Here is a 25,495-nt window from a genome sequence, read left to right on the forward strand (position 1 = left end):
ACGTTCAAGTATAAATCATAATCTGAGATTGCCAGGTTTTTCTGGATTCATTCAAATTCAGCAATCTTTATTTCTGGGCATTCAACAAGCTGCTGAAGAATTTTCTGGTAGTTCCTAAAAAACTGTTCCATACTTTCATGGGTGAATAAGTTTGTGCTGTAATATCCCAAAATTTTGATGATTGATGAATTTTCATTCGGTGAATAAATATAAATTTCTAGAGGAGTCTGCTCCTCATCCCAAACTTCACCTTCATTCAGAAGTGACATGGGTTCTAACTCGAATATTTCACCTTGCCAAGGGATTGGCGGAGTCATACTAACAAATGTGGTTTGCAGCGTTTTGAGTTTGCTGATACTATTAAACACATTGTCTACCGGAATATCCTGGTGAGCGATCGCTTCACTAACTGTATCTTTAACCTGTTTTAAAAGAGTCAGTCCTGTTTGCGAGTTGTCTACATGGGAGTGCAAATAAAGGGAATTAATAAACCAACCAATCATTTTTTCAATTATTGGCGTTCGGCGATTAGCAGCTTCCCCAATCACGATAATTTCGCTTTGTCCACTCGATTTAAACAAGAGTATCTTCAAAGCAGTCAAGATAATAACAAAATTGGTGACTCCTTGGGAACGGCTGAGGGCTTTAATTGCAACTCCCAGACTTTGGGGTAGTTCTAAAGAATATGAAGATGCATATCGGCTGCTACTGCTTTGCTGTGGCTGTTTGGTGGGTAGCAAATTAAGTGGGATGGGAATATTAGTCAGCTTTTTCTGCCAATAAGCAAGCTGCTTTTCCAGCACTTCTGCATTTAACCACTTTTGCTCCCAGAGAGTGAAGTCAGCGTACTGCACAAGCGGTTCAGGTAAGGGTGTTCGCGTAGCGTCCGCACCAGAAGGCTTACCAATCGAGAAAGCACTATAGAGGGTTCTTAACTCCTGAAGCAAGATGCCAATTGACCAGCCATCTATAATCAGATAGTGAATCGTGATTAATAGCCGATGCTCCTCTTTAGTCAACTGTAGCAAGATTGTCTTGATGAGAGGCTCAGATGCTAGGTTGAACTTGTGCCGAGCTTCTTGATCAGCAATTCTTTGAACTTCAGCATCTCGCTCTACTGGAAGTAAATGCTGTAAGTCTACTATATTTAAAGGTAAGGTGAGGGATGGAGCAACGACCTGTTGGAGTTCACCTGCCACGATAGTAAAACTAGTACGCAGAATTTCGTGACGACGGATAATTTCATTAATGCTTTGCTCCAACACCTGGGGAGAGGGTAGGATCGTGAAATGTAAAGTCAGATGGCAGTTGAAAGGATAGCTATTTGGATTCAACTTCATTAGCTCCCATACAGACTGTTGTGCAAAGGATAATGGTATGTATTTCTCTCGCAAAACAGGTACTAGAGGAGGAAGGATGTCAACCGCCATACTGCTGAACTCAGTTGGGGGTACATTTTCAATAGACTGACTAACTGAAGCTATGGTAGGTGCTGTAAATGGATAATCTGGAGGAAGTTTGATAGAAAAGGCTTCCTGAATGCGCGAGACAATAGAGGTGGCTAGTAGAGAGTTTCCCCCCAATTCAAAAAAGTTATCGTTAATACCTACTTGTTCTAATCCTAAAACTTCAGCCCAAATAGCAGTGAGGATTTCTTCAGTCGGGGTACTTGGTGGGACAAAATTTTCTGACTGCTCCGGTCTGGTAGCATCGGGAATTGGTAGCGAGGAGCGATCAACTTTGCCATTAGGGGTGAGGGGTAGAGCATCCAAGATGACGAAGCGATCAGGTACCATATACCCAGGCAATTTTGCTTGTAAAAAACTGCGGAGGAGCGGTATTAGCTTCTGCTGTGATAGTACCCTGCTTTGTGGGTTCTCAACCAGATAGGCTACTAGACGCTTATCACCAGGAATATCCTCTCTGGCTATCACAACTGCTTCTCGTACTTCTGGATATTGCCTCAGTGCTGCCTCAATTTCACCTAATTCAATACGAAAACCGCGAATCTTGACTTGATGGTCAATGCGACCCAAGAACTCAATGTTACCATCAGGCAGGTAGCGAGCTAAGTCACCAGTTTTGTAGAGGCGCGAACCTGGTTGATGACTAAAGGGGTTAGGAATAAATTTCTCCTTAGTCAAATCGGGACGGTTGAGGTAGCCCCGTGCTAAACTCTTGCCACCAATGTATAATTCTCCAGGATAGCCAATGGGTACAGGCTGCAACTGAGCGTCTAGCAAATAAATTTGGGTGTTGGTAATTGGTCGCCCAATTGCTGGTGGCCTGTCGGTTCGCTCTTGAGCAGGAATAAAACCGCAAGTAGCGACAACAGTATTCTCTGTCGGCCCGTAATTATTTACCAAATCAAAGGGAACTGAAGGTAAAGGATAGTTATGGAGTTTGTCTCCACCAGTTAGCAAAGTTCGCAAAGCTACGTCTACAGGCCAATCCAACAATAAAACGCTCTCAGCCAGTGGTATGGGCAGAAAACAAATGGTAATTTTATTGAACACCAACCAATCACGAAGCTGCACAGGTGAGACACGAGTCTGTTCATTGGCGATGTAAACACTTGCTCCTGCTGTCAGGTAAGGCCACAACTCCCACACGGAAGCATCAAATGCTGGACTAGCCAACTGAGTTGCTCGGTCTGTAGGCGATACAGAAAAAGTTTGTTGATGCCAGAAGACAAGATTTAACAGGCTCTGGTATTCTATTAGCACGCCCTTGGGTTTACCTGTAGACCCTGATGTGTAGATGACGTAGGCTAAATTGCCTGCTGTCACCGTGTTTGTGGGATTTTTCTCACTATGGGAGGCAATCGTTTGCCAGTCTGTATCTAAGCAAACTACATATCCCTGGTGTGGAGGAAGCTGATTTACCTGCTGCGCTTTGGTCAGCAATATTGGAACGCCAGTATCTTCTAGTATGAATGCCAAGCGTTCTAGAGGATAGCTAGGGTCAAGGGGAACATAAGCACCACCTGCTTTGAGGATACCAAGAATTCCCACCACCATTTCTAGGGAACGCTCTACACATATACCCACCAGTACTTCTGGCTCAACGCCCAAGCTTTGCAGGTGATGTGCTAACTGATTTGCTTTGGCATTAAGTTCTTGGTAGGTTAGTTGTTCCTGTTCAAAAACTACAGCGATAGCTTCTGGTGTGCGTTTTACCTGCTCTGCAAATAATTCATGAATACACTTATCTTGAGGATAATCGCGTTGAGTGTTATTCCACTCGATTAATAACTTATGCAGTTCTGTCTCTGTAGGAAGCTGTGCGCTATCAAGTTCTTGCTGTAAATTAGGAACTAGTATTTTTGCATGATTAAAATGCTCATTCATGAGTAAACCTCTGGTGTATTACCTCAACTACAGTATTTGGTGCTATCCTCTGAAGATGCCAGTCGGTGATTTCTTCACCAGGTATTAAAACGGGAACACAGGGGGGAATTTTTTTAATACTGTTGCAACTCACTAGTCCCTTTGCTGATTCTAAATGAATTTGCTTTCTTGTAGATGCAAAAAAAGCCTCTCTTGGTGAACAGCGCATTACTGGAGTGCGAACTAAAAGATACTTGTCAAATAATTGTCCTTGTGCTTGAGTAGCAAGAGTTGTGTAAATTTCTTGCAGAACTTTGGCTACATACATAAAATCATTTTCAGTATTTTGAAATGAGAAAATTAGTAGGACTCCTCTAGGATCGCAGTATTCGTAATCAACACCAAGTTCACACAGTAATTCCCCAAGCTCATCACCTGTAGCGCGATCACTATACAAAAATAACTTTAATGGATCTTGTACCTGGGAATCATAGGTTAATGTATTTCCCCAATTATTCAGGAGACATCGCAATTGTGATGAATTGCGAGCAGCCTTGTGGAAAAGAGACTTTCTTTGATCTCCAAAAGCCAGTTGAATAGCTTCTTCTATACTTAATAACAGCAGGTTACTCCGTGATGTAGTTTCAAATAGTGACAGCGCTGTGATGACTTCTTCTTCTGTAATGACTGAGGATTCAGGTAAATGAATTAAAGCTGTTTGCACCAGACTACCAATAAATTTGTGCAGACTATGAACAACTAAATCACATTTTTGAGTCAATGCTGATAAATTTTCCTGCTCTAAAAAAGGAAAATGAGTTCCATGTGCTTCATCAATCATCAACTCAATATTTTTACTTCGACAGTATTGGGAAATTCTGCCTAAGTCAGTTATGATGCCATCATAACTCGGATGGGTTAAAAAAAGAGCCGTTACTTCTCCTGCTGCTGTTTCTAATGCTTGAATAACTTCTTCATCTGTTGGCATTAACGAACGCGACAAAATAAAAAATGGCTCTATTCCTGAGAGGATAAATCCATGAATTATCGACAGATGACTATTTATACCAATCGCTACTTTCCGGTGCTTTCTTGCTAGTAAACTACAGGCAATTAAAATACCTTGGGTAGCTCCTCCTGTAATAAAAAATGTACGCTTAGTTTTATATAAATTAGAAACATGCTTTTCTATATCATCAAATTTGTCACGATTAAAGAAAGGTAAATCATAGGCATAGATGCTATCATCAAAATATTCAGATACCCCTCTAACTCCTTGATGAGCAGGAGTGTGTAGCCGAAGTTTTATTTCTGGTTCATGATATGCAATCATCTCATAAGTGGACAATTTGCCATTGATGGAGTTCGCTTTGGGTTCCATAAGTCTACTGTTTGACCGTACATTAGTTTACCTTGCTCTATAGTAGAGAACTTGCTGTGCCCCTACACCCCTGCGCTTCTTTGAGCAGATAAATTTACTTACCAAAATGGGATATTTTCTTCCCTTGATTGTAAATTTTACTGACAAATAGTATAGGTACAGCAATGTTCCGTACTGAAGATATTAAATAATTAAATATTAGAGATATTAGAGAAAAATTGGCTTTATTGGGGATATAGGACGTGTTGTTGCTTCGGGAAAAATCCCATGTCGTAAAGCCAGGAGTAACCCAGCAGCTTCCATGTAACTATTGACGTAGTAGATTTTCTTCTGACTGTGGTCAATTCCCAGAATAGAAGGAGTTACTTCATACTGCGTATAATTATCCCGAACTAGAATCACTGGAATATTTTGCTCAAGTGCGCTAAAAAAGGGAATATTACCTACAGTGCTTTCTGGCATTACCACTGCTGAGATATTGTCTACAGAAATGCCCTGACATCCTGATGGCAATGGAGTATCGTATTTAGTCAGGCGTGGAGAGTGGGTTAATCCTTTCAAAGTCGAACAAAGAAATGAATTAGAGATTAATTCTGCTCCATCCCGTGGGTCTCCTAGAGTAGAAAATAGGCTATAATCTTCATCTACAGATAATGGCGAATGAGCAGCAGTGAAAGGATAAAAATTTGTTGTCATGTGTGTGAGAATCGCCTCTGCTCCTCCCCAAGGATTAGGTATGATTTCTCCTTTGAAATACTTGTGTTTAACTTCTTCTTCAACGGAGAGAGTTGTGGAAAAAGCAAGAGCAGTCGTATTCGTTTTGGCGACAACATCTAATGCCTCCATAAGTTGCTCAATGCCTTCAAATCTTCCAGAAGCATGACCATAGGAAGAAAAAATACATTCAGTTTTTACAGGACCACTTGTAACTACTACAGGTTCAATATTAATGCCTGCCACAGTTCTCAGAGCATTGATAGCATTGAAAATATTATTCAAATATTTCTCTTGGGTTTTCTCGATAATCACACCAATATTGGTACGATTTTCCGGAATCAGAGTAGTATGCCCTAACAATAAATGACAAATTAAATTCCCTTCCAGGTAAAGAACATTGTCACTAGCATAATAAAGGTCAGAAGCTGTAACTGAGTTGGGATTAACAACTAAATAATCACAAGCTTTAGCTAAAAGATTAACACTTGGGGTTGCATCTCCGGCAAAACCTCCTATTTCTGCACGAACTCCTGTGGGGATAATACTGACAGCTACAAAAGGTTTAGCTGAAGAAATTTGCCGAGGACGAATATTTAATAAAGAAGGCCAGACAGGTTTTCTGTCTGTTTCCAGAAAACTGCTTTCAAATACTAACTTCTGTTCCTTAATTCCAGTTAAAATTAGTCGAATTGGTGTTCCTGGTAGTCCAAGTTCTTCAATGCGATGAGCGATTTCACTCCAAATTAGTTGCTGGGAAGGACATACAATTTCAAAGTCTTTGGTAATAACGTTTGACACAATTCAATCCACTTGACTAACTACAATAAATATTTATACCTTATTTTCAGGAAAAATTATCACATCTCAGTAAATTTACATTTTCTTTTCTTTAAAAGTATTCTATTTTACAAATAAATTAAGTCGGTGCGAATAACCCAAACTATATAAGACTTACGCACTTATGACGAAAAATCAGCTTTTGCGATTACGTCGTTACGCTCTCTACGAGCCGTTAGGCATACGTAATGACCTAGAATCCTAGTTCGTGCGTAAGTCCTACTATATTACGAAACGTAAATATGCCTGAAATCCTTAGCAATGACAAATGACGACCGTGGCTAGTAGTCTGTCAATTTTGTTTTGAGGGATTTTTGGTAGTGTGAGCGTCTCGCTCACGCGGGCAAGATGCCCGCACTACAGTCCATCATTTTTATCTTGACAGAGTACTAGTACGGTTTATTTGCACCGATTTACTCATCATATTTTGGCAGATGCAGCGATTGAGACAGCCTTGACGGCAATCACCTTACCCCCAAACACATTGAACCGACAAACCAGGATTTGCTAAGATTTTCAAGGCGACAACATTGAAACAGGGCGACTCTCCATCACTATGGCAACATCTGCAATTGACGCTAAAGACGCAGCAGCTATCCAAGCAGCCAGAGTAGGGGTTGCTGTAGGCGATCGCTCTACTTGGGGGCGCATACGTGTTTCTGATGATGATAAATTGCGCTTTTTACACAATCAAAGTACCAACGATTTCCAAAGTCTCAAGCCAGGGCAAGGCTGTGATACTGTGATGGTGACATCCACCGCCCGCACGATTGATTTAGTCAGCGCCTACGTTCTAGAGGATGCGGTGCTGCTGCTGGTTTCGCCTAACCGCCGCGAATTTTTGTTGCAATGGCTGGATCGTTATATCTTTTTTGCTGACAAGGTGCAATTGACAGATGTAACTAATGAAACGGCCACCTTGAGCCTCATCGGTCCAGGAAGTGACGCCATCATCGAAAAAATGGGCGCTGGGGCTATTGTTGGACAACCTCATGGTAATCATCAACTAATCCCCCCTGTTGACGCGGGGGACACAGGGGGGGTTGGGGTAATAGTGGCGGTGGGTAGTGGTTTGGCTTCCCCTGGATATACCCTAATTTTGCCAGCCGCTGAAAAACACAAGGTGTGGAGCCAAATTTTAGAATTAGGGGCAATAGAGTTGAGCGATCGCGCTTGGGAAGTGTTGCGAATATTACAAGGACGCCCGTCCCCAGATGCGGAATTAACAGATGATTATAATCCCCTAGAAGTAGGGTTATGGCAGACGATTTCTTTTAACAAAGGTTGCTATATTGGGCAAGAAACCATCGCTCGGTTGAACACTTATAAGGGTGTAAAGCAACAGCTTTGGGGGATTCGACTCAACGCCCCTACACAACCAGGAGAAGTGATTACTGCAGGGGATGAAAAAATCGGCAAACTGACCAGTTACACACAAACCACTGATGGTTACTTTGGACTGGGTTATATTCGCACCAAAGCAGGTGGTACTGGTTTGAAAGTCCAAGTTGGAGAAACCGAGGGTGAAATAGTAAAAATCCCCTTTGTTTCTCACGAATACCCATAATCAAGGGGATTGGGGATTGGGGATTGCACTTCTGGTGCGGACGCTACGCGAACGGCTCCGCTCTGTTACCAGGGATTGGGGATTGTGGATTGGATTAATTTACTCATTACTCATTACTCATTACTCATTACTCCTTACTATTGGGGATTGGGGATTGGTAAGTATTCCCCATACCCCTAGCCCAAAAATTCCGATCCGTGGGTGGAGTTTTTTATCTGAGAAAGAAAACGTGTGCTATTCAGAACCGTGGCAAAACTCATCTACCCAAGAAGCCAGACTACGAGCATGAGTACTAGATGATAGATTAATTTTATGGGGAATGTCTTTTGGTTGCGATATCACAGATTTGCTCTTTTTGGTAGCTTTGTTAGCTACAGGAAGTGATATCTGAGGTTTGCCGTTGCTGGAAATCTTGATAGTCAAGGCAAGTGATGGTAGTGTTTTAGTTTGGCTGGGGAGTTCAGTCAGCAATGCAGGCGATCGCAGCGGTTTGAGTTGATGTAGAATCTCGGTGCGGGGTTTCTCTAAAAGAATTGTGTTGGCTGGGGATTGCCGATTTTCCTGGATGGTAACTGCCACTGATGGTACTGGTTTACGATGGCGTAGCCCAGAGCCAATATCGCGAAGCCAACCGTGAGTTAATGTAACTGAAGACGCAGGTTTGCTTATAGGTTGAAATCCTACTGGTAGCTGTTTAGGATGTAAAGTTTCGTCTGGAGGCTCACTAGTAACCCTAGTAGCAACTTCAATCAATGGTAACGAGATGTCCTCAATATATTTATCCTCTGGATACTCGCTCTTAACTGGGTTGACATTCGTAGAATCCTGTGATTCGATTAAACTTAACTCTTCATCGGGATTAAAGTTGAGACCTAACGCTGCCACTATCTTATCAGGATTATTACTTAAATCCATGAGAAAAAGAAGTATTTCATCTAACTGAGGCTCTAAAATCGATAGAGTAGCCAAAATAAAACCAGACAATGGACGTCGCAGACCATCATAAGTACCCCAAATTTGCATTTTGACCAGCCAGGAACGATTTTGCTTGTAGTAACTCAGCCACTTCAGTTTTAATGATTGACGTAGCTGCTGAATATTCATCGGATGCCTCGCTTCGGTGAACAAGAGTACACAGTGTATATATTTTCAAACGGCCTTATCCCTGGGGATGAAACCGATAATAAAGCATCTGTTTGACCCTTTGATCACCTAGCAAATGCTGTTCTACCAATAGAGGTACTTCACCGACTTGGACGCCGCTATACCAGTGTCGGGTTCGATCTCAAATTCAGCACTTTAGTCCCGAATAGAACTTATGCACTGTACAAATTAGCTATTATGTGCATAACGATTGGTTAAGAAAACAAGTATAGCAGGGGACACAACGACCGCTCAGTGCATCGCTGGGGACACAACGACCGCTCAGTGCATCGCTGGGGACACAACGACCGCTCAGTGCATCGCTGGGGACTGGGTTACAAGTCTGATTGTGTCTAGGTTTTATCATCATTTAATGTCCTAAGCACTTTGGCGGTTGCTATACCTTGGTTAAGAAAACAAGTAGTTTCGTTACCAAGACAAGTAGTTTCGTTACCAAGACAAGTAGTTTCGTTACCAAGACAAGTAGTTTCGTTACCAAGACAAGTAGTTTCGTTACCAAGACAACTACTTTCGTTACCAAGACAACTACTTTCGTTACCAAGACAACTACTTTCGTTACCAAGACAACTACTTTCGTTACCAAGACAACTACTTTCGTTACCAAGACAACTACTTTCGTTACCAAGACAACTACTTTCGTTACCAACACAAGTTCGTAGCGATGGCTGTGTCCACCTACCGTACCGCCTGTTTTTTCCTAATTTCTCTCACTGCATTATTTATCTAATTTGTCAATGCGTAAGTCCTACTGACTACGAAATTATTCATCACTTTTATGAGCGATCGCCACTACAAGTTCTTCATACCGCCGTGGATCGCCTTCTGCTAACACCAGCCGCTCTTGTCCTTTGCGCCCATATAAACCCTCCATAATTTTTTGCCAATCCATAGAGGACAATGGTGAGGGTTGTTCCTCTGTCTTTTGAGCGCCAATGGTAACAGTCTGTGCTTGGAGTTGCTGCTGCGCCATCAAGACACGGGCACGCACTGCCGAACTTTTGTCCTTGATAGCCATTTGCTGAAGCTGTGACTCGATTTGCGATCGCCATTCTGGATAAGTTACGGCAATTGCATCTGCCAGATATTCTAACCCGACTACCGCTGAATAGCGTACCACCCACTCATCATCTTCCTGCGCTACAAATAACAGAGCATCCATTGCTTCTGCTTGGGCAATTTCCAAAAGGTCATCAGGGAACCAGTGCCACTTCATCATTCCTAGACCCCTAGCAGCTGCGCGGCGGACGCTGAGGGCAAAATCAGCGGTGGCTGCTCCTAATAAGGTAACTAATCCTCTAGGATCACCAATTCCTGCTAGGGCACGGATTGCCCAAGCTCTGGCGGTGTAGTTATGCAGATCGAGTAGCTCCAAAAGTCCTGGTACTGCGGGTTCTCCAATTTGGATTAGCCCATCGACAGCTGCCACTGCCGCACCTGGATTATTATAGCTCAAAGAGGCAATCAACGTGGGAACGGCTCCTTCTAAATGAGTTGCAGCCAGGTTTTTTACAGATGCTTGCAAAAGCAGAGAAGAATCTGCGTCTTCTACTGCACGAATTAGAGTTTCAAGGTTATCAGGCATGAGCGAGAGGAGCGATAGTTCTACCTTTTATATTTTCGCTGTTGCGGCTACAATAATTCATCCATTAATTTGATAACTTTTATTGTGAATATTTTTAACCGAATCGTATTGCCACAGATCCCGTAGGGGCACAGCACTGCCGTGCCCCTACTGCGTGGTCTATGGGACTTCCAAATAAAAAAACATCCAACTTTTATTGTGGAGTGGACTTAAGCCCGCCCGTAGACAAAGGTATTGCCACAGATCCCGTAGGGGCACGGCACTGCCGTGCCCTATTCAAGTTGAAGCCGCGCCAACGTTCAACCGAAATCTACCTACTTTGTATCAGTTTTAGCTTGTAATTTTATGTATGATTTTTTACACTAGATTAGTGATTATCTAATTTTAATTGTTATTTATGAAACAATATTCACTCCGCCATATAACAGTAGGAATGGCGACAAATTTTGCCATTACTTCACTTGTAGCACTTACCAGCACTGTATCTTTCACTCAACCCAGCCACGCACAAAGTAGGAACAAGTTTTTCTGTGGTAAGAACAAAGGGGTACCAACAACAATGGTTCGTACCTCACGGGGAAATGAACCGATGATTCGCTGGAAAATTAGGGATTTCAGCCGTTCGGGATATACACCGCAGAAACGTTGTCAGACTGTTTCTCAAAGGATTCAGCGCTACTACGACAATGGAGAAATTTACATTACTAGTAGAAGCAATTTCAAGGGTTATCCTGTGCTGTGTATTTCTAACAGCAAAGGCGGTTCTTGTTCTAGTGAGAACATTTTAGTTACCCTGAAGCCAGGAACTGATACAGGGAAAGTCTTGCAACAGATAATAGATTTCCGCCAGGGAGCAGCAGATAAACCGATTGAACTGAGTGGTAGCGAGTTTGTTACCTACGTTGATGGGGAATTCTACCTTGATGTTAAGGGGCTTGTAGATTCTACTGAAGCAAACGCTGGAGGAGATTCTAATTCAAAACCTGTACAGCCTAGATTTTAATTTTATCATATCAGCAAATGAATGGAGCCAGCCCCAGATGAATAGGCGATGTTTGCTGCAAGGAACCTGGACTTTACTCCTCTTTTTTGCCTGTCTTGCTGGAATCGCCTTGGCTTTACCAAAGCAAAAACAAATTTCTCACCTTTGTACAAAGGTTAATTGCAAGGAACTTAGTCAGCAACAATTGCAACAAATTTCCCAGGCTATTACCGTCAAAGTACTTGCAAAAGATTTCTTGGGTTCAGGAAGTTTACTAAAAAATGAAGGACTGGTTTATACAGTTATCACTAATGCTCATGTGTTGAGAACTGCTGAACCTCCCTATCAAATTCAAACACCAGATGGGCTTATTTACCAAGCTACGATAGTTAAAAATGTGAGTTGGGACGGTAATGATTTGGGTTTGTTGCAGTTTCGCAGCACTGGTGCTGTTTATCAAGTGGGAAATTTGGCAGATTCTTCTAGCTTGGCTATTGGAGATAAGGTATTTGTGGGTGGATTTACTTCGAGGATTGAGGAGTCTCAGACAACCCGGTTTGTATTTACATCCGGTCAGGTTTCTTTGGTACTCGACAAAGCATTAGAGGCTGGTTACCAAATTGGTTATACCAATGATATCCGCAAAGGGATGAGTGGCGCACCTTTGTTAAACCATCGGGGTGAGATTGTGGGTATTAATGGGCGACATAAATATCCTCTGTGGGATGCTCCTGAATTCTATAAAGATGGGTCACAGGTTTGTAAACCTTTGAAGGAATTAATTACTAGTTCTAGTTTGGCAGTTCCAATCAAAACAGTGGTGCAGTTGGCTCCAAAATTTGCGCCAAAACCAAAAAATATTACTCAACAAAATCCTGAATTGATGCCAATAGAATCTGATTTTGAGCCAGAAAAAGATAAGTATATTCCCTATAGTATTTTGCAAATGCAAGCTGCTGCTGAGGCGGCAAAAAATTGCATTTAGTAGGGTGTGTTAGCGACAGCGTTACGAACTCCGTTTATAAGGATTTGGTGCGTTACGAACTCCGTTTATAAGGATTTGGTGCGTTACGAACTCCGTTTATAAGGATTTGGTGCGTTACGAACTCCGTTTATAAGGATTTGGTGCGTTACGAACTCCGTTCTAACGCACCCTACAATACTGAGGCGGCAAAAAGTTGTATTCAGTAACGCCTGTTTTTCAAGCAATTAGAGGTTAAATCATGAGGTTTACTGGTGGACTTGCGGCGGTTTTATGTGGTACAGCAATTGTGATTGTGTCGCCGTTAGTCGCTAAGGCGTTGACGGCTTCACAAGTTTATTCTATAGCGCAAGAAATTACAGTTCGCATTGATGGCGCGAATACTGGTTCTGGAATAATTATTGAGCGTCAAGGTGATAGTTATACTGTTGTGACTTGCTGGCATGTAGTACAAGAAAAAGGTAGCTACACTATCCAGACTTCTGATGGGAGGAAATATACAATCAACAATAGCCAAGTAAAACGATTAGGGAATGTTGATTTGGCTGTGTTTCAGTTTAGCAGTAACCAAAATTATCGCGTAGCAGAAAAAGGAAACTCTGACCAAGTTACAGGAGGTAAAAATGTTTATATTGCTGGTTATCCCAATATAGCAGGACGCAACTTTCAAAGTTTAGATGGGAAAATTTCTGGTCGGGTACAAAACCCCAAAGATGGCTATGCTTTGCTTTATACAGTGCAAGCTTTCGGAGGAATGAGTGGTGGTCCGATACTAGATGAGGAAGGGAAGTTAGTTGGTATTCACGGCCGCGCTGAAACTGATCCTGGTGGGGGTGGTACTGCGGTGTTAGGAATTCCGTTGAACACTTATTTAAGTCTTGCACCGTCTGCACCACCAGTGGCGATTAAGCCAACTCCTCAGCCAACAAATCCTCCACAATCTGGAAATACTAATAACTCAAAAAAAGATGTAGAGTTCTTTACTCAAGGTTATCAAAAGTATAAACAAGGTGACTGGCAAGGAGCGATCGCTGATTATGACCAAGCTATCAAAATTAATCCCAACTATGCCGATGCCTACTACAACCGGGGTATTGCTCGCAGTGACTTGGGAGATAACCAAGGTGCGATCGCTGATTACACCCAAGCTATCAAAATTAATCCCAACTATGCCTATGCCTACCACAACCGGGGTATTGCTCGCAGTGACTTGGGAGATAAGCAAGGTGCGATCGCTGATTATAACCAAGCCATTCGTCTTAATCCTAACTATGACACTGCTTACTATGGCCGGGGTAGTGTCCGCAAAGAATTGGGAGATAACCAAGGTGCGATCGCTGATTATACCCAAGCCCTCAAAATTAATCCGAACTTAGCCATTGCTTACTATGCCAGGAGTATTCCCCGCAAACTATTGGAGGATAACCAAGGGGCTATTAGCGATCTACAAAAGGCTGCGGAATTATTTAAAAAGCAGGGAGATACGGTATGGTATCAAAAGTCTTTGGATTTGATTAAGAAATATCAACAAGAATGATGATGAGGACTATATTCATCAGCACTTACTTGGGTGTCATATTTAAAGAATGGTGCGTGACGCCACAAGTCAAGTAAGCTGCGTACAATATTTATCGAACCGTCACGCACCCTACGATTAAGCTAGCACAGCTTTGGCGGGGTGGGGTTCTTCAGGTTTAGTAAGTAATTAAGCTGACATGATATAACTCAATTTCACAAATTAATTAATATCAAATGATGTAACCATTTCTTCCACCTTGGGCAAAAACTTGTCATATACCCCAACTTCAGCCGCATAAGTAATATAATAAGCTCGATTATTTCTCAGCGTCCCAATTTCCATAACCTTTAAATTACATTGCCCGTCTTGTCGTTGATAAACTAACTTATAAGCTTTGAAACTTGACAAAGTAGTATTCGCCTTTGAGTTATCAGTCACTTGGGAATTGGGATTATTGCCCACAATTTTCTTCTTAGCTGTATCCTCCTTGTATTCATCTAAAGACTGTACCTGCTTTAAAGAATCAACATTAATTGTTATCTCAACAGGACAGTTATTTGTTGGTTTTTCAACCTTGGGAAAGAATCTAGCTACCTCACCAAAACCATTTTGAGTTTGTTTTGACCAAGATTGGGGATATTTTATCTCTACTTTCAAATCAGGATTTTTATACTGCAAGAGTGGTTCTTTGGAAGTTTGGATAACCAAGAGAATCACTCCACCAATCACTGCGACAGCAAGTGGAGCAACAAATAGTTCAACAAATTTTTTCATCATTGTCCCAACTGCTTGATAATTTGGTAACGTCCACCTAGCTTTTGACCCAGCATTTAATTTCCCTCGCAGGAATTGGTTGCTTAAGGGTTATTTTAAGTGGATTTTGCTACCTAATGTCAAGTGGTATTGCTTGCAAATGTCATTTTGTCTTAGGGGTTTAGCACTGCTAAACCCTGCATAGCGTGGTACCTGCATAGCGTGGTATTAGTTACAAATGTCATTTCGTCGTAGGGGTTTAGCACTGCTAAACCCTGCATAGCGCGGATCTATTTACCATCAAAGTAATGATTAATCAAAGCGTGAAACTCAGGATTTTGGTAAATGCATACAATGATTATAGCAGTTATCGGTTGAGTCCAATACACTCGTAAGGGCACAGCAGTGCTGTGCCCCTACACGCGACTATCTAATTTTGTATTGCATCCAACTGAGAACCGCTATAATTTAGACAGTGCGTAAGTCCTAAGATATTAGGTTTACGGTTATATAAATGTCAGATGCTGCTATAATAATCCATCCATTAATTGCATCACTTTGATTGCTCCTGGTGATAAATCCCCTGGTGTAGTAAGTATCAATTGTTTTTCTAATAAACCCTTGAGGGAAATAAGTTTAAGGCTATTTTCTGCCAGAGTTTGAGCGATCGCATCCGCTGCTGGTAAATACCCAATCGCCCCCAAATCTGACAACACTGCGCGACGTAGCTGCAAATCGTCATTAGCCAGTGCTTGTGTGAGGCGATCGCCATACTGATTCGATGACGTTAGCTGATACATTGCCCGCGCTGCAGCATACTGTATCCGGGGAATAAAATGATCTAAAAATGGTTGAATCACCAAAATTGCATCGATAGCCCCCAAGGTTCCCAATGCTTCGATAATCGAATCGAAGGGTTGACTAAGTTGGGGCGGTTCTGGTGCGGGTAAAGTTCCGGGAATTTGATTATTAAGTAACTCGATTAGCCTGGGAATACAAGAGGAGTCGCCTAACATTTCCAGAGATTGGGCTGCGGCTTCCCGCACGTAGAAATCAGAGCATTCCAACGCTCGAATTAATGCCGACACTGCGCGTCTTTCCCCTAATTTCCCCAATGCTCTGGCTGCATTCCGTCGTAGGGGATAACCACCAGCATGGGTGCGATCGTCTTCGTCTTCTAAGGCTGTAATTAATACATCAATGGCTTCTGGAGCATCCACCCGAAAGCGCCCTAACCACCAAGCCGCATACACCCGCAATCCCAAATCTTCACCTTGGAGATTGGCGATCGCTTGTTCTACAGTTAATTGACCATCATCCTGGATATTAGCTTTGTTTTCCATAGTCTTGTATCTTTGTGTCTTCGTGTCTTCGTGGTTTAACTTTTAACCACCAAGGCACAAAGACACAAAGTCTTTTCAAGTCAGAATTAGCTTAATGCGTTGATAGCGTAGTCGATGTAGGAGTTTGCTTCAACAGCGGGGTCGCCACTCAAACCGTGGTTAGCTTTGATATACTTCAGAGCTTCAATATACCAGCTGGGAGATAGATCAAAGGTGCGGTTGATTTCAGCGATACCACTGATTAAGTAGTCATCCAATGGACCTGTACCACCAACAACTAGGCAGTAAGTAACCATGCGGAGGTAGTAACCGATGTCACGCACGCACTTATCTTTGCCAGTTTGAGTAGAAGCAAAGTTAGGACCAGAGGTGGTGGTGGTGTAGGGGTATTTGCTGTAAACAGCATTAGCAGCACCAGAAGCCAGGGTAGAAGCTTTTGAACTTAATGTTTTTGCAGCTTCTAGACTTGCTTTAGCTTTGCCGAAACGACCAAATGCGGTTTGGATTTCGGTGGAGCTGAGGAAGCGTCCTTGGGAATCAGCAGCAGCTACTGCTTCGGTCAAAGGGGTTTTCATGTCAGGTTTTCTCCCTATAATGTTGGTTGAAATAGCTTGTAGGAATTGTTTCAGCTATCTGAAACTGAGCAAAAATTCGATGAATCGCGCTTTTACGCAACTGCAGAAGCCGCTCTATCAAAATAGCTGGCTACTTCAGACATTAGGCTGGCACAATCGCCTCTGGTGATACCATTGTTGTCGCCAGCAATAGCGATCGCATGATCTTTCATTTTTTGAACACCAACTGCTACGGAAGCACCGGGGGTTCCTAGAGCCAAATAGGTTTCTCTCAAACCGTTGAGGCAGCGATCATCTAGAATGCTGGCATCTCCAGAGAAAATAGCATAGGTGATGTAGCGTAAGATGATTTCCATGTCGCGTAAACAAGCAGCCATGCGACGGCTGGTGTAAGCATTACCACCAGCAGCAATCAACTGGGGCTGTTCTGCAAACAGAGAACGAGCTGCATTTGCCACAATTGTGGAAGAATTGCCGGTAATGCGGTTTACAACGTCCATCCGCTTGTTGCCATCAGCAACAATAGCACTCAAAGCATCGATTTGAGAAGGACTCAGGTATTCACCCCGTGCATCAGCTTGGGAGACTACTTTTGCAAATGCGTCAAACATACACTCAATCTCCTAATTTGTTTAGCCGAGTATGGCTTGGATTATTAAGTTCTTCTTTGTTGTTTATACTATATCGTTGAATCATTTGTTTATTACAAATTGTCAAGCAGATGATGGTATGAGTTTAAATGTTTGTTTATCAGCCTTTTTGTGCTGATTACTGTGAATTTATCTTCTTAGCACTGATTAATCAGTATTCGGTAGCGTCTATCTGCCTCTAGCGGCACTATAGCCAGATATTCTTGAATATACGCTCAAGCGAAAAATGATAGAAAATATGAAGAAATATTAACAGCCTGAGTTTTGCCTACCCTGTCTTTTCCTGTCGGAGACTTACTCGGCATGGGGCATGGGGCATGGGGCATAGGGCATAGGGCATAGGGCAGGAAAAATTAACCAATGCCCTATTCCCTATCCCAGATCTCCACGAATAGGCTAGTGTGTAAGTCCTGGGACTAAGTAGCAACTTAGGTTATCAGGATTTAGTTGCTGTCCAATTTTTCTTGAGCAGTGCGAGAAAGGTGGCAATACCTTTAGAAAATCCCGGCGGATCTGGCAACACATACTCTGGGAACTCTTCATAGGGAAGCCACGGCTCCGATGAATTATGCCGCAGGTACAAAACGCGATCGTCCCCTTCTAGTTTCCAGAGCATTTGACCGCCGGTGGGAATTTCAGCCATGTCTTTCTCCTATTGTGCAAACAAAAATACTTAGTCAACCGCTAAGAGGGGTCTGGTGGGAGTACCGCAGTTAAGATGGGTGGTTTATTTACGCCGTGCAGTTCCATAGCAGCAGTAGACGATTTCTAATACTTTGACATACTCCCCGCCCTAAAAGGGCCCAGATTCTGGAGTCAAACAGCAATTGCTGGCTCTTGCCAGTCTAACATCACCTAACCCAATGGTTGATGCCCCAACCATTTGAATATTTCTCGCGGCGTTTTCATCACGTCCATTAATTGATTGACAAGACGGACAACGCCACTGTCTTATGGATAAATCTAGATTTTCTAAAATATGCCCACAATGAGAACAAGTTTTACTAGATGGATACCATTGATCTATATAAACAAGTTGTTTGTTTTTCTTTTTAGTTACCCATGACAATATTTGGATAAATTCTCCAAAAGCTACATCTGATATTTTTCTACCCCAAAGACGTTGCATACCTTTGAGGTTTAGGGTTTCAAAACATAAAACATCAAACTTGTCTGTCAATTCATGAGCTAATTTCCAGAACCAATCACGTCTGCGGTTACAAACATTTTCATGTTGACGAACTAAATTCTTTCTAGCTCTTTCACGATTATTTGACCGTTTTACCTTTTTGGAGTGGTTCTTACTAGCTTTCTTAATAGCATTCAGAGATTGCTTGAGAAATTGTGGAGAATCAATTAAAGTTCCATCAGAGCAAGTTAGAAATGTCTTCAATCCGAAATCAAACCCCGCTATTTTACCAGTCGTTGATTTAATTTCTGGTTCTAACTCATTATTAACTACAATCACCATAAATAACTCACCTATTGCAGTGCGTTTAATGGTTAATGTTTTAATTTTGCCCTCTACTTCTCTAGATTTCCAAAATTGATAAACTCGATTGGCAATTTTAATTCTATTCCCACTTAAGAGTTTATAACCTGCTTGTTTAAGCGTGAATGATTTGTATTTTTTAACCTTTTTAAAACTCGGTGGTCTGACTCCTTTCTTATTATGTTTAAAAAATAATTGGTAGGCTTTCTCTATGCGTTGACAGATATCTTGCACTGCTTGAGAACCTATTGATTGCCAAAATTGATGCCGTTTTCTTAATTTGGCAATATGAGACTGGAGTTTTGCACAGTTTAAGTGTTTGCTCCACATGCGATAGTACCGTTTATGTAGAGCAATACAATGGTTATAGATTATCCCTGCGGCGTTGATCATCCGTTTCAGGTGTCTATTCCTTTTGTGTTCGTACAGCTTAAACTTTAGTGTAATCATGGCAATATTATATCAAAGTCGCCCTAGAAGGGCGAGGCTTTAAACCCATTTCTTTGGTAACTTGAACTCAAATCAGCCCCAAAATATGGGAAAATAGAATTTGTCTACTACAGCATCTTCCTGTCAATAAACCAGGTGGTAGGGGCGCAAGGCCTTGCGCCCCTACGAGGCTCTGTCAGCAAAGCTGCTAGTTTAAAGCGGGTGAAACCAGAGCAGCAAGAAACCCTTGCCCCCTATTTCGATCATCTAATTGAGCAATTAAAGCAATTTCGTTAATCGTTACAGATATTATTTACCAATTAAAGCGGGCGGGGAAAATTTAAATTTCCCCCGCCCACTTGATGTATATAGGATTGCGGTCAGCTTTCCGATACAGATGGAGTTTAATTTTCAGTCAAGGGACGGATGCCAATAATTTTGGCGCCTAAGCGAGTAATGCGTCGCATTTCATCATTCATCCGGCTATAGGGGACTTGCAGCAGAATCGTACCGCTATTGCGAACCGGATAACTATTGTTCTGAGTTTGGTCGTTCTGCCGTAATCCTTCTACTTCATAGACAAAAACGCGATTGTCTGAGGTTGAATTTGACGCTCTGGTCAATGCGGATTGTCCCAACATGATAGTTTTATTTCCTATTGTGCTAAAGTGATACTGGCAACTTTACCGCCCAGCTTGTTAATTTGCTGAAGGGTATTGGATAGCTGCTCGTAGGGGACGATGAACTCTTTATTGCTCCGACGAACTTTCGGATATCTAGGCAAACTGATAGCCGTAACTTCAATTCGGTAGAGACCCGAGGTAGAGCCTTGGGAGGATCTGCCAAAAGTGCGGCTGGGTGCAGTTCCTTTGACGGAGGGTAGGTAAGCCCAACCTTCAGTGCCACCGGAAGGAGCGACAATTGCAGAGGCACTATTTTTAGCTAGGTCCACTGCTAAACGAGAATTCGCACCAGCTAGCTGGGAGCGATCGCTATTAGCATAGCCGCGATAAAGACGGAACATCCGTGTGAAACCAACGGTTCTCTGACCTACTCCTGTGGTTACGAAGTCACGGTAGTAGGGGACGATCGCATCTCCAAAGTAAGCGTCATATTCAGCAGAGTCGATATAGGAATCGATATCTGCGTCGAAGCCTTGATTTTGGTAGCGGTCGAGATGCTCAATCACTTCCGACTCATCGTAGGGAGCGCGTCCGAGCAAATGTTTGATGTTCAATTCAATTACCCGAGTTTGAAAATTCGGATAAAGGAATTTGGTTTTGTATAATTCAGATTTGGCAACCGCCCGAACAAAATCCCGGACACTGAGTTTACCATTGACCAGCAACGACTCCAAGCTAGTGAGACGTTCTGATTGCATCAGGTAGTCGTTGCCTAATACCTGACGATAAACTGCCCAAATGACAGTTTTGGCATCTTCTGCTGTCCAATTTGGACGCAGTTCAACCCGGGGTGTTCCCTCAAAAGCCGTAGTTCCTAAACGAGATGCTGCGGTTGTAATTGCCACGAATAGCTCTCCTTGTAGACTTGATGTTGCAAAATTGATCGGTTCAGGCAGGAGAAATATTGATCACCCGACTACCCCGCTGATTCAGGCGTTGTAGGGTGGCTGAGAGTTGGTCGTATGCTACCAAATACTCACTCATACTACGTCGTATCTGGGTGATTCGTCCTCTATCTGCTTGCATAACTCGCACTCGGTAAAGCTGTCCGCGATCGCCTGCGACAGTTCCCGCAAGTCCCCGTCCGAAGTTCGGAGTTTGAATCGGACTAGCTAAATTTAACGCGAGATCTTGGGTTAACCAAGCAGCTTTATTTTTACCTTGGGCGCGATCACTATTAGCATACCCCCGATAGATCTGAAACATCCGGCTGAAGCCTACTGTTTTTTGTCCCGGTTGAGTTTCAAATCCCCGATAATAGGGAACAACCGATTCTCCAAAGTTTTCTTGATATTCGAGTGAATCAATATAGGAATTGATTTCTGCCTCGTATCCTTTTTGCGTATAGAGATTGACATGGTAGGCAATCTCTGCTTCATCGTAGGTAGCACGACCAAGCAGATGCTTGTAGTTCAATTCGATGAAGCGGACTTGAGGCGTAGAGTGAAAGAATTTTTGCCGATATAGTTCAGATTGCACCAGGGCCCGGACAAAATCCCTAACAGTAATGTTACCTTGCTGCAATAACGATTCTGCACTGGTGAGGCGTTCGCTTTCCATCAAGTGATCATTGCCAAACACTTGACGGTAGGCAGCAAGAATCACTGCTTTTACATCCTCATTTGCCCGCAATTCTGTAGGAGGTGTGCTTGCAAATGGCTCAAATCCTAGCTGACTGGCTGCTGTAGAACTAGTCATCACTGAATTTCCTTAATTTCAACAGGTCTTAAAACCTAACCCCCAATCGCTGTTAATCATAAAAAACATGCCCAGAACCCCAAAAAACTGCCCATGCTAGAAAATTAGCATTCACAGCCTTCAGTTGTTCTGGGCAAAAGGAAAACCCTAGCTTAGGGCGTTGATGGCATAGTCAATGTAGGAATTTGCTTCTACAGCAGGATCGCCACTCAATCCATGATTGGCTTTGATGTACTTGAGAGCTTCAACGTACCAGCTGGGAGACAGATCAAAGGTACGGTTGATTTCTGTCAAACCACCAATCAGGTAGTCATCCAAAGGACTTGTACCGCCTGCAATTAGACAGTAGGTGACGATGCGAATGTATTGACATACTCCCCGGCGTGAACGCACGGGGATTCTTCACGCTTCATTGACAGATACTACCGAAGTAGGTTTACTCCGTCTCGACGTGCATTTAGAGTCGTGGCAATGCCCTATCCCGACTTTTTCTATATTCTTGGCAGCATTTCCATCGCGCTCATGTTCAGTCCCGCAATTTAAGCACTTAATCTGGCGCACCTTTAAATCAAGTTTGCCCCACTTAAAACCGCATTCAGAACAGACTTGACTAGTTGGTTCCCATCGACTAATGACATGGAAAGTTCTATCATATTTTGCCGACTTAGCCTCGCATTGTGTCCGAAACTCACGCCAACCCTGCAAACTAATTACTCTTGAAAGTTTGCGGTTTTTAACCATCCCAGACACATTCAAATCTTCTAAAACAATAGCTTGGTTTTCGCTAACAATCTTAGTTGATAATTTGTGCAGAAAGTCTCTGCGGGTGTCGGCGATTTGGTTATGACGTTTTGCGATTTGAATCCGGGTTTTGTCCCGCCGCTTTGAATCTTTATGTTGTCGTGCTAATTTCTTTTGTAGTTGGCGAATTTTCCTGTCAAGCTTTTTATAGCTAGGACTTTCAGCTTTTTCACCATTACTCATTACCGCAAAAGTCTTGATACCTAAATCAATCCCGATAGCGCCAGCGTTAGCGACGCAGGAGCGTCTAGTTTGGCTTTTAGTATCAAGGCTGACAGGCTCAATATCAACCACAAAACTTAAAAAATAGCGATTAGCACAATCTTTAATAATAGTAACTGAGCTAGGTTCACAAGGTAATTGCCTAGACCAAATTGGATTAACATTTCCAATCTTGGCTAGGTACACCACCTCTTTACTAATAGAGAAACCGCCACGAGTAAGACGCGCAGACTGTTGATTCGTTTTCTTTTTAAATCTAGGGCTACCTAGTTTCTTGCCTTTTCTTTTGCCTTTTAGGGAATCAAAAAAGTTCTTATAAGCAGTTCCTAAATCCGCGACTGATTGCTGCAACGCAATGCTAGCTACGCTACTAAGCCAAGAACGCTGCTCAGTCTTTTTACTTTGGGTTAATACTAATTTTTGCAGATCCCCATTGCTAGGAAGTTTCTCGGACTGTTTGCACAAAGCCAAAGCATCATTCCAAACTACCCGCACACACCCAAACAACTGAGCTAGGCTCGTTCGTTGTTGATCTGTTGGATAGAATCGGTATTTATATCTGGCTTTCACGGCTTTGTGTTATAGTTTGTCTGTATCTATAACATAACTTGGTCTGTAAAAAATGTCAAGCGATCTTCGTCGCGAAAGACACAGTGTTACAGACTTAAAACTTCACTTGGTCTGCGTTACTAAATATCGATTGCCTATACTCACCAACGTGAGTCTTGCTTTGATTGAAAAGTCATTTAGCGAAGTATCTGAAAAGATGAATTTCAAAGTACAGGAACTTAACGGGGAGGTAGACCACGTACACGTATTAATTGAATATCCTCCTAAATTGTTTATCTCTCAGATAGTGAACGCGCTCAAATGGGTTTCGAGTCGTCGCTATGGACAAGAGGGATTTAAGAAACCGCTAGGAAAAGACGCTTTATGGAGTCCTTCTTATTTTGCCTCTTCAGTAGGCGACGCACCCTTGGAGGTACTAAAAAGATATATACAGAATCAATTAAAGCCGTCCTAGAAGGACGGGGCTTTTACCCATTTTTTCGGTAACATAGCGCAGAATGATGTCCATATCGCGCAAGCAAGCAGCCATGCGACGGTGGGTATAAGCATTACCACCAGGTGCAATCAACTGGGGTTGTTCGTCAAACAAAGAACGTGCTGCATTAGCCACGATTGTGGATGCATTGCCGGTAATCCGGTTAACAACATCCATCCGTTTTGTACCAGCAGCTACCAAATCCTTTAATGCATCGATTTCTGCGTCGGTGACGTATGAGCCTCGGGTATCAGCTTGGGAAACTACTTTGGTAAAAGCGTCAAGCATTCCAACATCTCCTAATAATTATTAATATGCTGTGGATTCAAATTCGGTTCAAAAACTGTGTCTTGATTTGAATAAGCATGATTGATTGAGATATAATTCCGCTATTATCAGTAAACAGGCGAACAGTCACCAGCAAGTTAAACTCGCTTGACAATAACGGTAATTTAATCTTTGCACTGTCACCTAGTTCTGATACACTAAGGTTACAGCCATAAATCAATACTACTAATATCCACAACAACCATTTTTTTAAGACTTACAAGTCCAGATAATTAAATGGCTGATGATCAAGTTCTCACAAACTGAACCTTCTGCTTCAAGGGCAAAGAGTTCAGCGGTTTTTTGAACCTAAATTTGATTAAAGCAATCCGTTTGTGCAAATTTTGTGCAATTTTAATTTTCTTGCCGGATAATTGGTTAAAAAATATTAAGCAAATGCTGAAACCCTGTGATATCAAGGATTGTTTGTATTTTGCTTTTGTCTTGAGTCTTAATTTCTCGTTACATCTGGTTACATTTGTTAACTAAATCGCCGTAAGTCCCCCACTGAAAACGTAGTGGTGGGAAGTTGGTTGAGATTGATAGATGGTTCCCTGAGATTTTTACAGACACATGAGATCTGCAAGGTACCCCAAAAATCTAAAATCCAAAACTTGTACTGAGCGTTCGCGCAGCGTCCCGCAGGGAAGTCGTTGGCGTAGCCTCTGTCTACGACACGCTACGCGAACGCAGAGAAGTATCCAAAATCTAAAATTCGGAGGGGGAAGCAGGGGAAGCAGGGGAAGCAGACCCATGTAGGTTGGGTTGAGGAACGTAGACCCGCAGGGGCGAAGCACAGGCTAACCCAACATTTGGCGGGTTTGTTGGGTTGAGGCTTTGCGAAACCCAACCTACAATTTTCCTTAACTGAACCGTATTGAGATATGAGTTAACCTACGCAGTATTGAGGGTGGGTGGAATTTTTTATTTGTCAGTGTCCATTAGCAGTCACTAATGAGATGATAAAGTAACCAGAGAAAAAGATCAGGGCTAAACCCCAGTCTCGTCTTCTGGCTGCAGGATAGCATCACAGTACCGGACTAAAGTACTCAGGCGATCGCCAATGGTCTGTAGTCTAGTTTGTACAGTAGCAGCTTGTCTTGCCCCTTGGTAAAACATTACGTCTATTTCCAATAGGCGCAATTGCTTGCTCATCTCCGTCCGATAAGATTGTTCGTGCGAGTTAGACTCGGCTATTGGTACAATCTGCTCCTGAAATAATTCCTTTAAGGAGGCTAAACGCCGTTGTAATTGGGTTGCATCTATTTGGGTAGTGGTGACATCGGAGCGGAATTGCTCTAGGGAGTTTGCCAAAGCCTGATATTTTTCTTTATTTAGAGACATCCAGTGCCAGTTGAGATAGTATTAATGTCAAGAAAATTTTCTTCTACAATAAACTTTCTTAACCTGTTTTTAG

General features: G+C 42.5%; 24 protein-coding genes and 3 pseudogenes. 7 read left to right on the plus strand and 20 right to left on the minus strand.

From position 1 onward, the window contains the following. Positions 1 to 47: 47 nt before the first annotated feature. From HEQ19_06745 to HEQ19_06755, 3 genes are all read right to left on the minus strand, one after another. Entirely contained in the window at positions 48 to 3,350 is a 3,303-nt protein-coding gene (locus tag HEQ19_06745) for an amino acid adenylation domain-containing protein (protein WYL99266.1), read from the minus strand. Continuing rightward, positions 3,343 to 4,710: an aminotransferase class I/II-fold pyridoxal phosphate-dependent enzyme gene (locus HEQ19_06750; protein WYL99267.1), complete on the minus strand. Its 1,368-nt coding sequence runs from the start codon at positions 4,708 to 4,710 to the stop codon at positions 3,343 to 3,345. Before HEQ19_06750 ends, HEQ19_06745 begins: the two co-directional genes overlap by 8 nt. Positions 4,711 to 4,917: 207 nt before the next feature. Beyond that, positions 4,918 to 6,225, minus strand: a complete 1,308-nt coding sequence (locus HEQ19_06755; GenBank protein WYL99268.1) for a DUF3326 domain-containing protein — start codon at positions 6,223 to 6,225, stop codon at positions 4,918 to 4,920. 595 nt (positions 6,226 to 6,820) lie between these two features. On the opposite strand from HEQ19_06755, the gene HEQ19_06760 reads away from it, so the two are divergent. After that, positions 6,821 to 7,831, plus strand: a complete 1,011-nt coding sequence (locus HEQ19_06760; protein ID WYL99269.1) for a folate-binding protein — start codon at positions 6,821 to 6,823, stop codon at positions 7,829 to 7,831. Between the two features lie 16 nt (positions 7,832 to 7,847). Further along, positions 7,848 to 8,120: a hypothetical protein gene (locus HEQ19_06765; protein WYL99270.1), complete on the plus strand. Its 273-nt coding sequence runs from the start codon at positions 7,848 to 7,850 to the stop codon at positions 8,118 to 8,120. Here HEQ19_06765 and HEQ19_06770 read toward each other — a convergent pair. Together HEQ19_06770 and HEQ19_06775 are read right to left on the minus strand one after the other, a co-directional pair. After that, positions 8,066 to 8,935: a DUF5331 domain-containing protein gene (locus tag HEQ19_06770; GenBank protein ID WYL99271.1), complete on the minus strand. Its 870-nt coding sequence runs from the start codon at positions 8,933 to 8,935 to the stop codon at positions 8,066 to 8,068. The two genes, HEQ19_06765 and HEQ19_06770, sit on opposite strands and share 55 nt — an antisense overlap. Positions 8,936 to 8,990: 55 nt before the next feature. Then, positions 8,991 to 9,101, minus strand: a pseudogene (locus HEQ19_06775) ((2Fe-2S) ferredoxin domain-containing protein). Between the two features lie 84 nt (positions 9,102 to 9,185). Between HEQ19_06775 and HEQ19_06780 the strand changes: the two are divergent. After that, the gene (locus tag HEQ19_06780; protein ID WYL99272.1) at positions 9,186 to 9,356 is read left to right on the plus strand and encodes a hypothetical protein; all 171 of its coding nucleotides are present in this window, start codon (positions 9,186 to 9,188) and stop codon (positions 9,354 to 9,356) included. A gap of 15 nt (positions 9,357 to 9,371) precedes the next feature. Here the strand turns inward: HEQ19_06780 and HEQ19_06785 are convergent, their stop codons facing one another. Further along, on the minus strand, positions 9,372 to 9,644 hold the full coding sequence (locus HEQ19_06785; protein ID WYL99273.1) for a hypothetical protein: 273 nt from the start codon (positions 9,642 to 9,644) through the stop codon (positions 9,372 to 9,374). Positions 9,645 to 9,755: 111 nt separating this feature from the next. After that, positions 9,756 to 10,577: a HEAT repeat domain-containing protein gene (locus HEQ19_06790; GenBank protein ID WYL99274.1), complete on the minus strand. Its 822-nt coding sequence runs from the start codon at positions 10,575 to 10,577 to the stop codon at positions 9,756 to 9,758. 397 nt (positions 10,578 to 10,974) lie between these two features. Here HEQ19_06790 and HEQ19_06795 point away from each other — a divergent pair, with 397 nt between their 5' ends. From HEQ19_06795 to HEQ19_06805, 3 genes are all read left to right on the plus strand, one after another. Continuing rightward, positions 10,975 to 11,580 (plus strand): COP23 domain-containing protein, encoded by a 606-nt coding sequence (locus HEQ19_06795; GenBank protein ID WYL99275.1) that lies wholly within the window; start codon positions 10,975 to 10,977, stop codon positions 11,578 to 11,580. A 37-nt stretch (positions 11,581 to 11,617) separates the two neighbouring features. Then, positions 11,618 to 12,544 (plus strand): serine protease, encoded by a 927-nt coding sequence (locus HEQ19_06800; GenBank protein ID WYL99276.1) that lies wholly within the window; start codon positions 11,618 to 11,620, stop codon positions 12,542 to 12,544. A gap of 238 nt (positions 12,545 to 12,782) precedes the next feature. Then, positions 12,783 to 14,078: a tetratricopeptide repeat-containing serine protease family protein gene (locus HEQ19_06805; GenBank protein WYL99277.1), complete on the plus strand. Its 1,296-nt coding sequence runs from the start codon at positions 12,783 to 12,785 to the stop codon at positions 14,076 to 14,078. A 201-nt stretch (positions 14,079 to 14,279) separates the two neighbouring features. Here HEQ19_06805 and HEQ19_06810 read toward each other — a convergent pair whose 3' ends face one another. The 11 genes and pseudogenes from HEQ19_06810 to HEQ19_06860 form a co-directional block, all read right to left on the minus strand. Beyond that, positions 14,280 to 14,837 carry a PsbP-related protein gene (locus HEQ19_06810; GenBank protein WYL99278.1) on the minus strand — a complete coding sequence of 186 codons (558 nt, stop codon included), beginning with the start codon at positions 14,835 to 14,837 and terminating at the stop codon, positions 14,280 to 14,282. Positions 14,838 to 15,340: 503 nt separating this feature from the next. After that, positions 15,341 to 16,156 (minus strand): HEAT repeat domain-containing protein, encoded by an 816-nt coding sequence (locus HEQ19_06815; protein ID WYL99279.1) that lies wholly within the window; start codon positions 16,154 to 16,156, stop codon positions 15,341 to 15,343. Positions 16,157 to 16,242: 86 nt separating this feature from the next. Further along, the gene (gene cpcA, locus HEQ19_06820; GenBank protein WYL99280.1) at positions 16,243 to 16,731 is read right to left on the minus strand and encodes a phycocyanin subunit alpha; all 489 of its coding nucleotides are present in this window, start codon (positions 16,729 to 16,731) and stop codon (positions 16,243 to 16,245) included. A gap of 92 nt (positions 16,732 to 16,823) precedes the next feature. Then, positions 16,824 to 17,342: a phycocyanin subunit beta gene (locus HEQ19_06825; protein ID WYL99281.1), complete on the minus strand. Its 519-nt coding sequence runs from the start codon at positions 17,340 to 17,342 to the stop codon at positions 16,824 to 16,826. A gap of 475 nt (positions 17,343 to 17,817) precedes the next feature. Then, positions 17,818 to 18,024, minus strand: coding sequence for a hypothetical protein (locus HEQ19_06830; protein ID WYL99282.1), 207 nt, complete (start codon positions 18,022 to 18,024; stop codon positions 17,818 to 17,820). Between the two features lie 150 nt (positions 18,025 to 18,174). After that, on the minus strand, positions 18,175 to 19,323 hold the full coding sequence (locus HEQ19_06835) for a transposase (protein WYL99283.1): 1,149 nt from the start codon (positions 19,321 to 19,323) through the stop codon (positions 18,175 to 18,177). A gap of 383 nt (positions 19,324 to 19,706) precedes the next feature. Continuing rightward, positions 19,707 to 19,943, minus strand: a complete 237-nt coding sequence (locus HEQ19_06840; GenBank protein WYL99284.1) for a phycobilisome linker polypeptide — start codon at positions 19,941 to 19,943, stop codon at positions 19,707 to 19,709. Between the two features lie 14 nt (positions 19,944 to 19,957). After that, positions 19,958 to 20,830, minus strand: coding sequence for a phycobilisome linker polypeptide (locus HEQ19_06845; GenBank protein WYL99285.1), 873 nt, complete (start codon positions 20,828 to 20,830; stop codon positions 19,958 to 19,960). 43 nt (positions 20,831 to 20,873) lie between these two features. Then, complete coding sequence (locus tag HEQ19_06850) at positions 20,874 to 21,683, minus strand: phycobilisome linker polypeptide (protein ID WYL99286.1); 810 nt, start codon at positions 21,681 to 21,683, stop codon at positions 20,874 to 20,876. A gap of 147 nt (positions 21,684 to 21,830) precedes the next feature. After that, a pseudogene (locus HEQ19_06855) lies at positions 21,831 to 22,049 on the minus strand (phycocyanin subunit alpha). Between the two features lie 36 nt (positions 22,050 to 22,085). Next, the gene (locus HEQ19_06860; protein WYL99287.1) at positions 22,086 to 23,276 is read right to left on the minus strand and encodes a transposase; all 1,191 of its coding nucleotides are present in this window, start codon (positions 23,274 to 23,276) and stop codon (positions 22,086 to 22,088) included. 52 nt (positions 23,277 to 23,328) lie between these two features. On the opposite strand from HEQ19_06860, the gene tnpA reads away from it, so the two are divergent. Continuing rightward, positions 23,329 to 23,730, plus strand: a complete 402-nt coding sequence (gene tnpA / locus HEQ19_06865) for an IS200/IS605 family transposase (GenBank protein ID WYL99288.1) — start codon at positions 23,329 to 23,331, stop codon at positions 23,728 to 23,730. Positions 23,731 to 23,757: 27 nt separating this feature from the next. Here the strand turns inward: tnpA and HEQ19_06870 are convergent. Beyond that, a pseudogene (locus tag HEQ19_06870) lies at positions 23,758 to 24,039 on the minus strand (phycocyanin subunit beta). A gap of 1,029 nt (positions 24,040 to 25,068) precedes the next feature. Continuing rightward, positions 25,069 to 25,422 carry a heterocyst frequency control protein PatD gene (gene patD, locus HEQ19_06875; protein WYL99289.1) on the minus strand — a complete coding sequence of 118 codons (354 nt, stop codon included), beginning with the start codon at positions 25,420 to 25,422 and terminating at the stop codon, positions 25,069 to 25,071. Positions 25,423 to 25,495 lie beyond the last annotated feature (73 nt).

The organism is Gloeotrichia echinulata CP02 (assembly GCA_038087035.1).
In the GTDB taxonomy this organism is placed as follows: domain Bacteria; phylum Cyanobacteriota; class Cyanobacteriia; order Cyanobacteriales; family Nostocaceae; genus Gloeotrichia; species Gloeotrichia echinulata.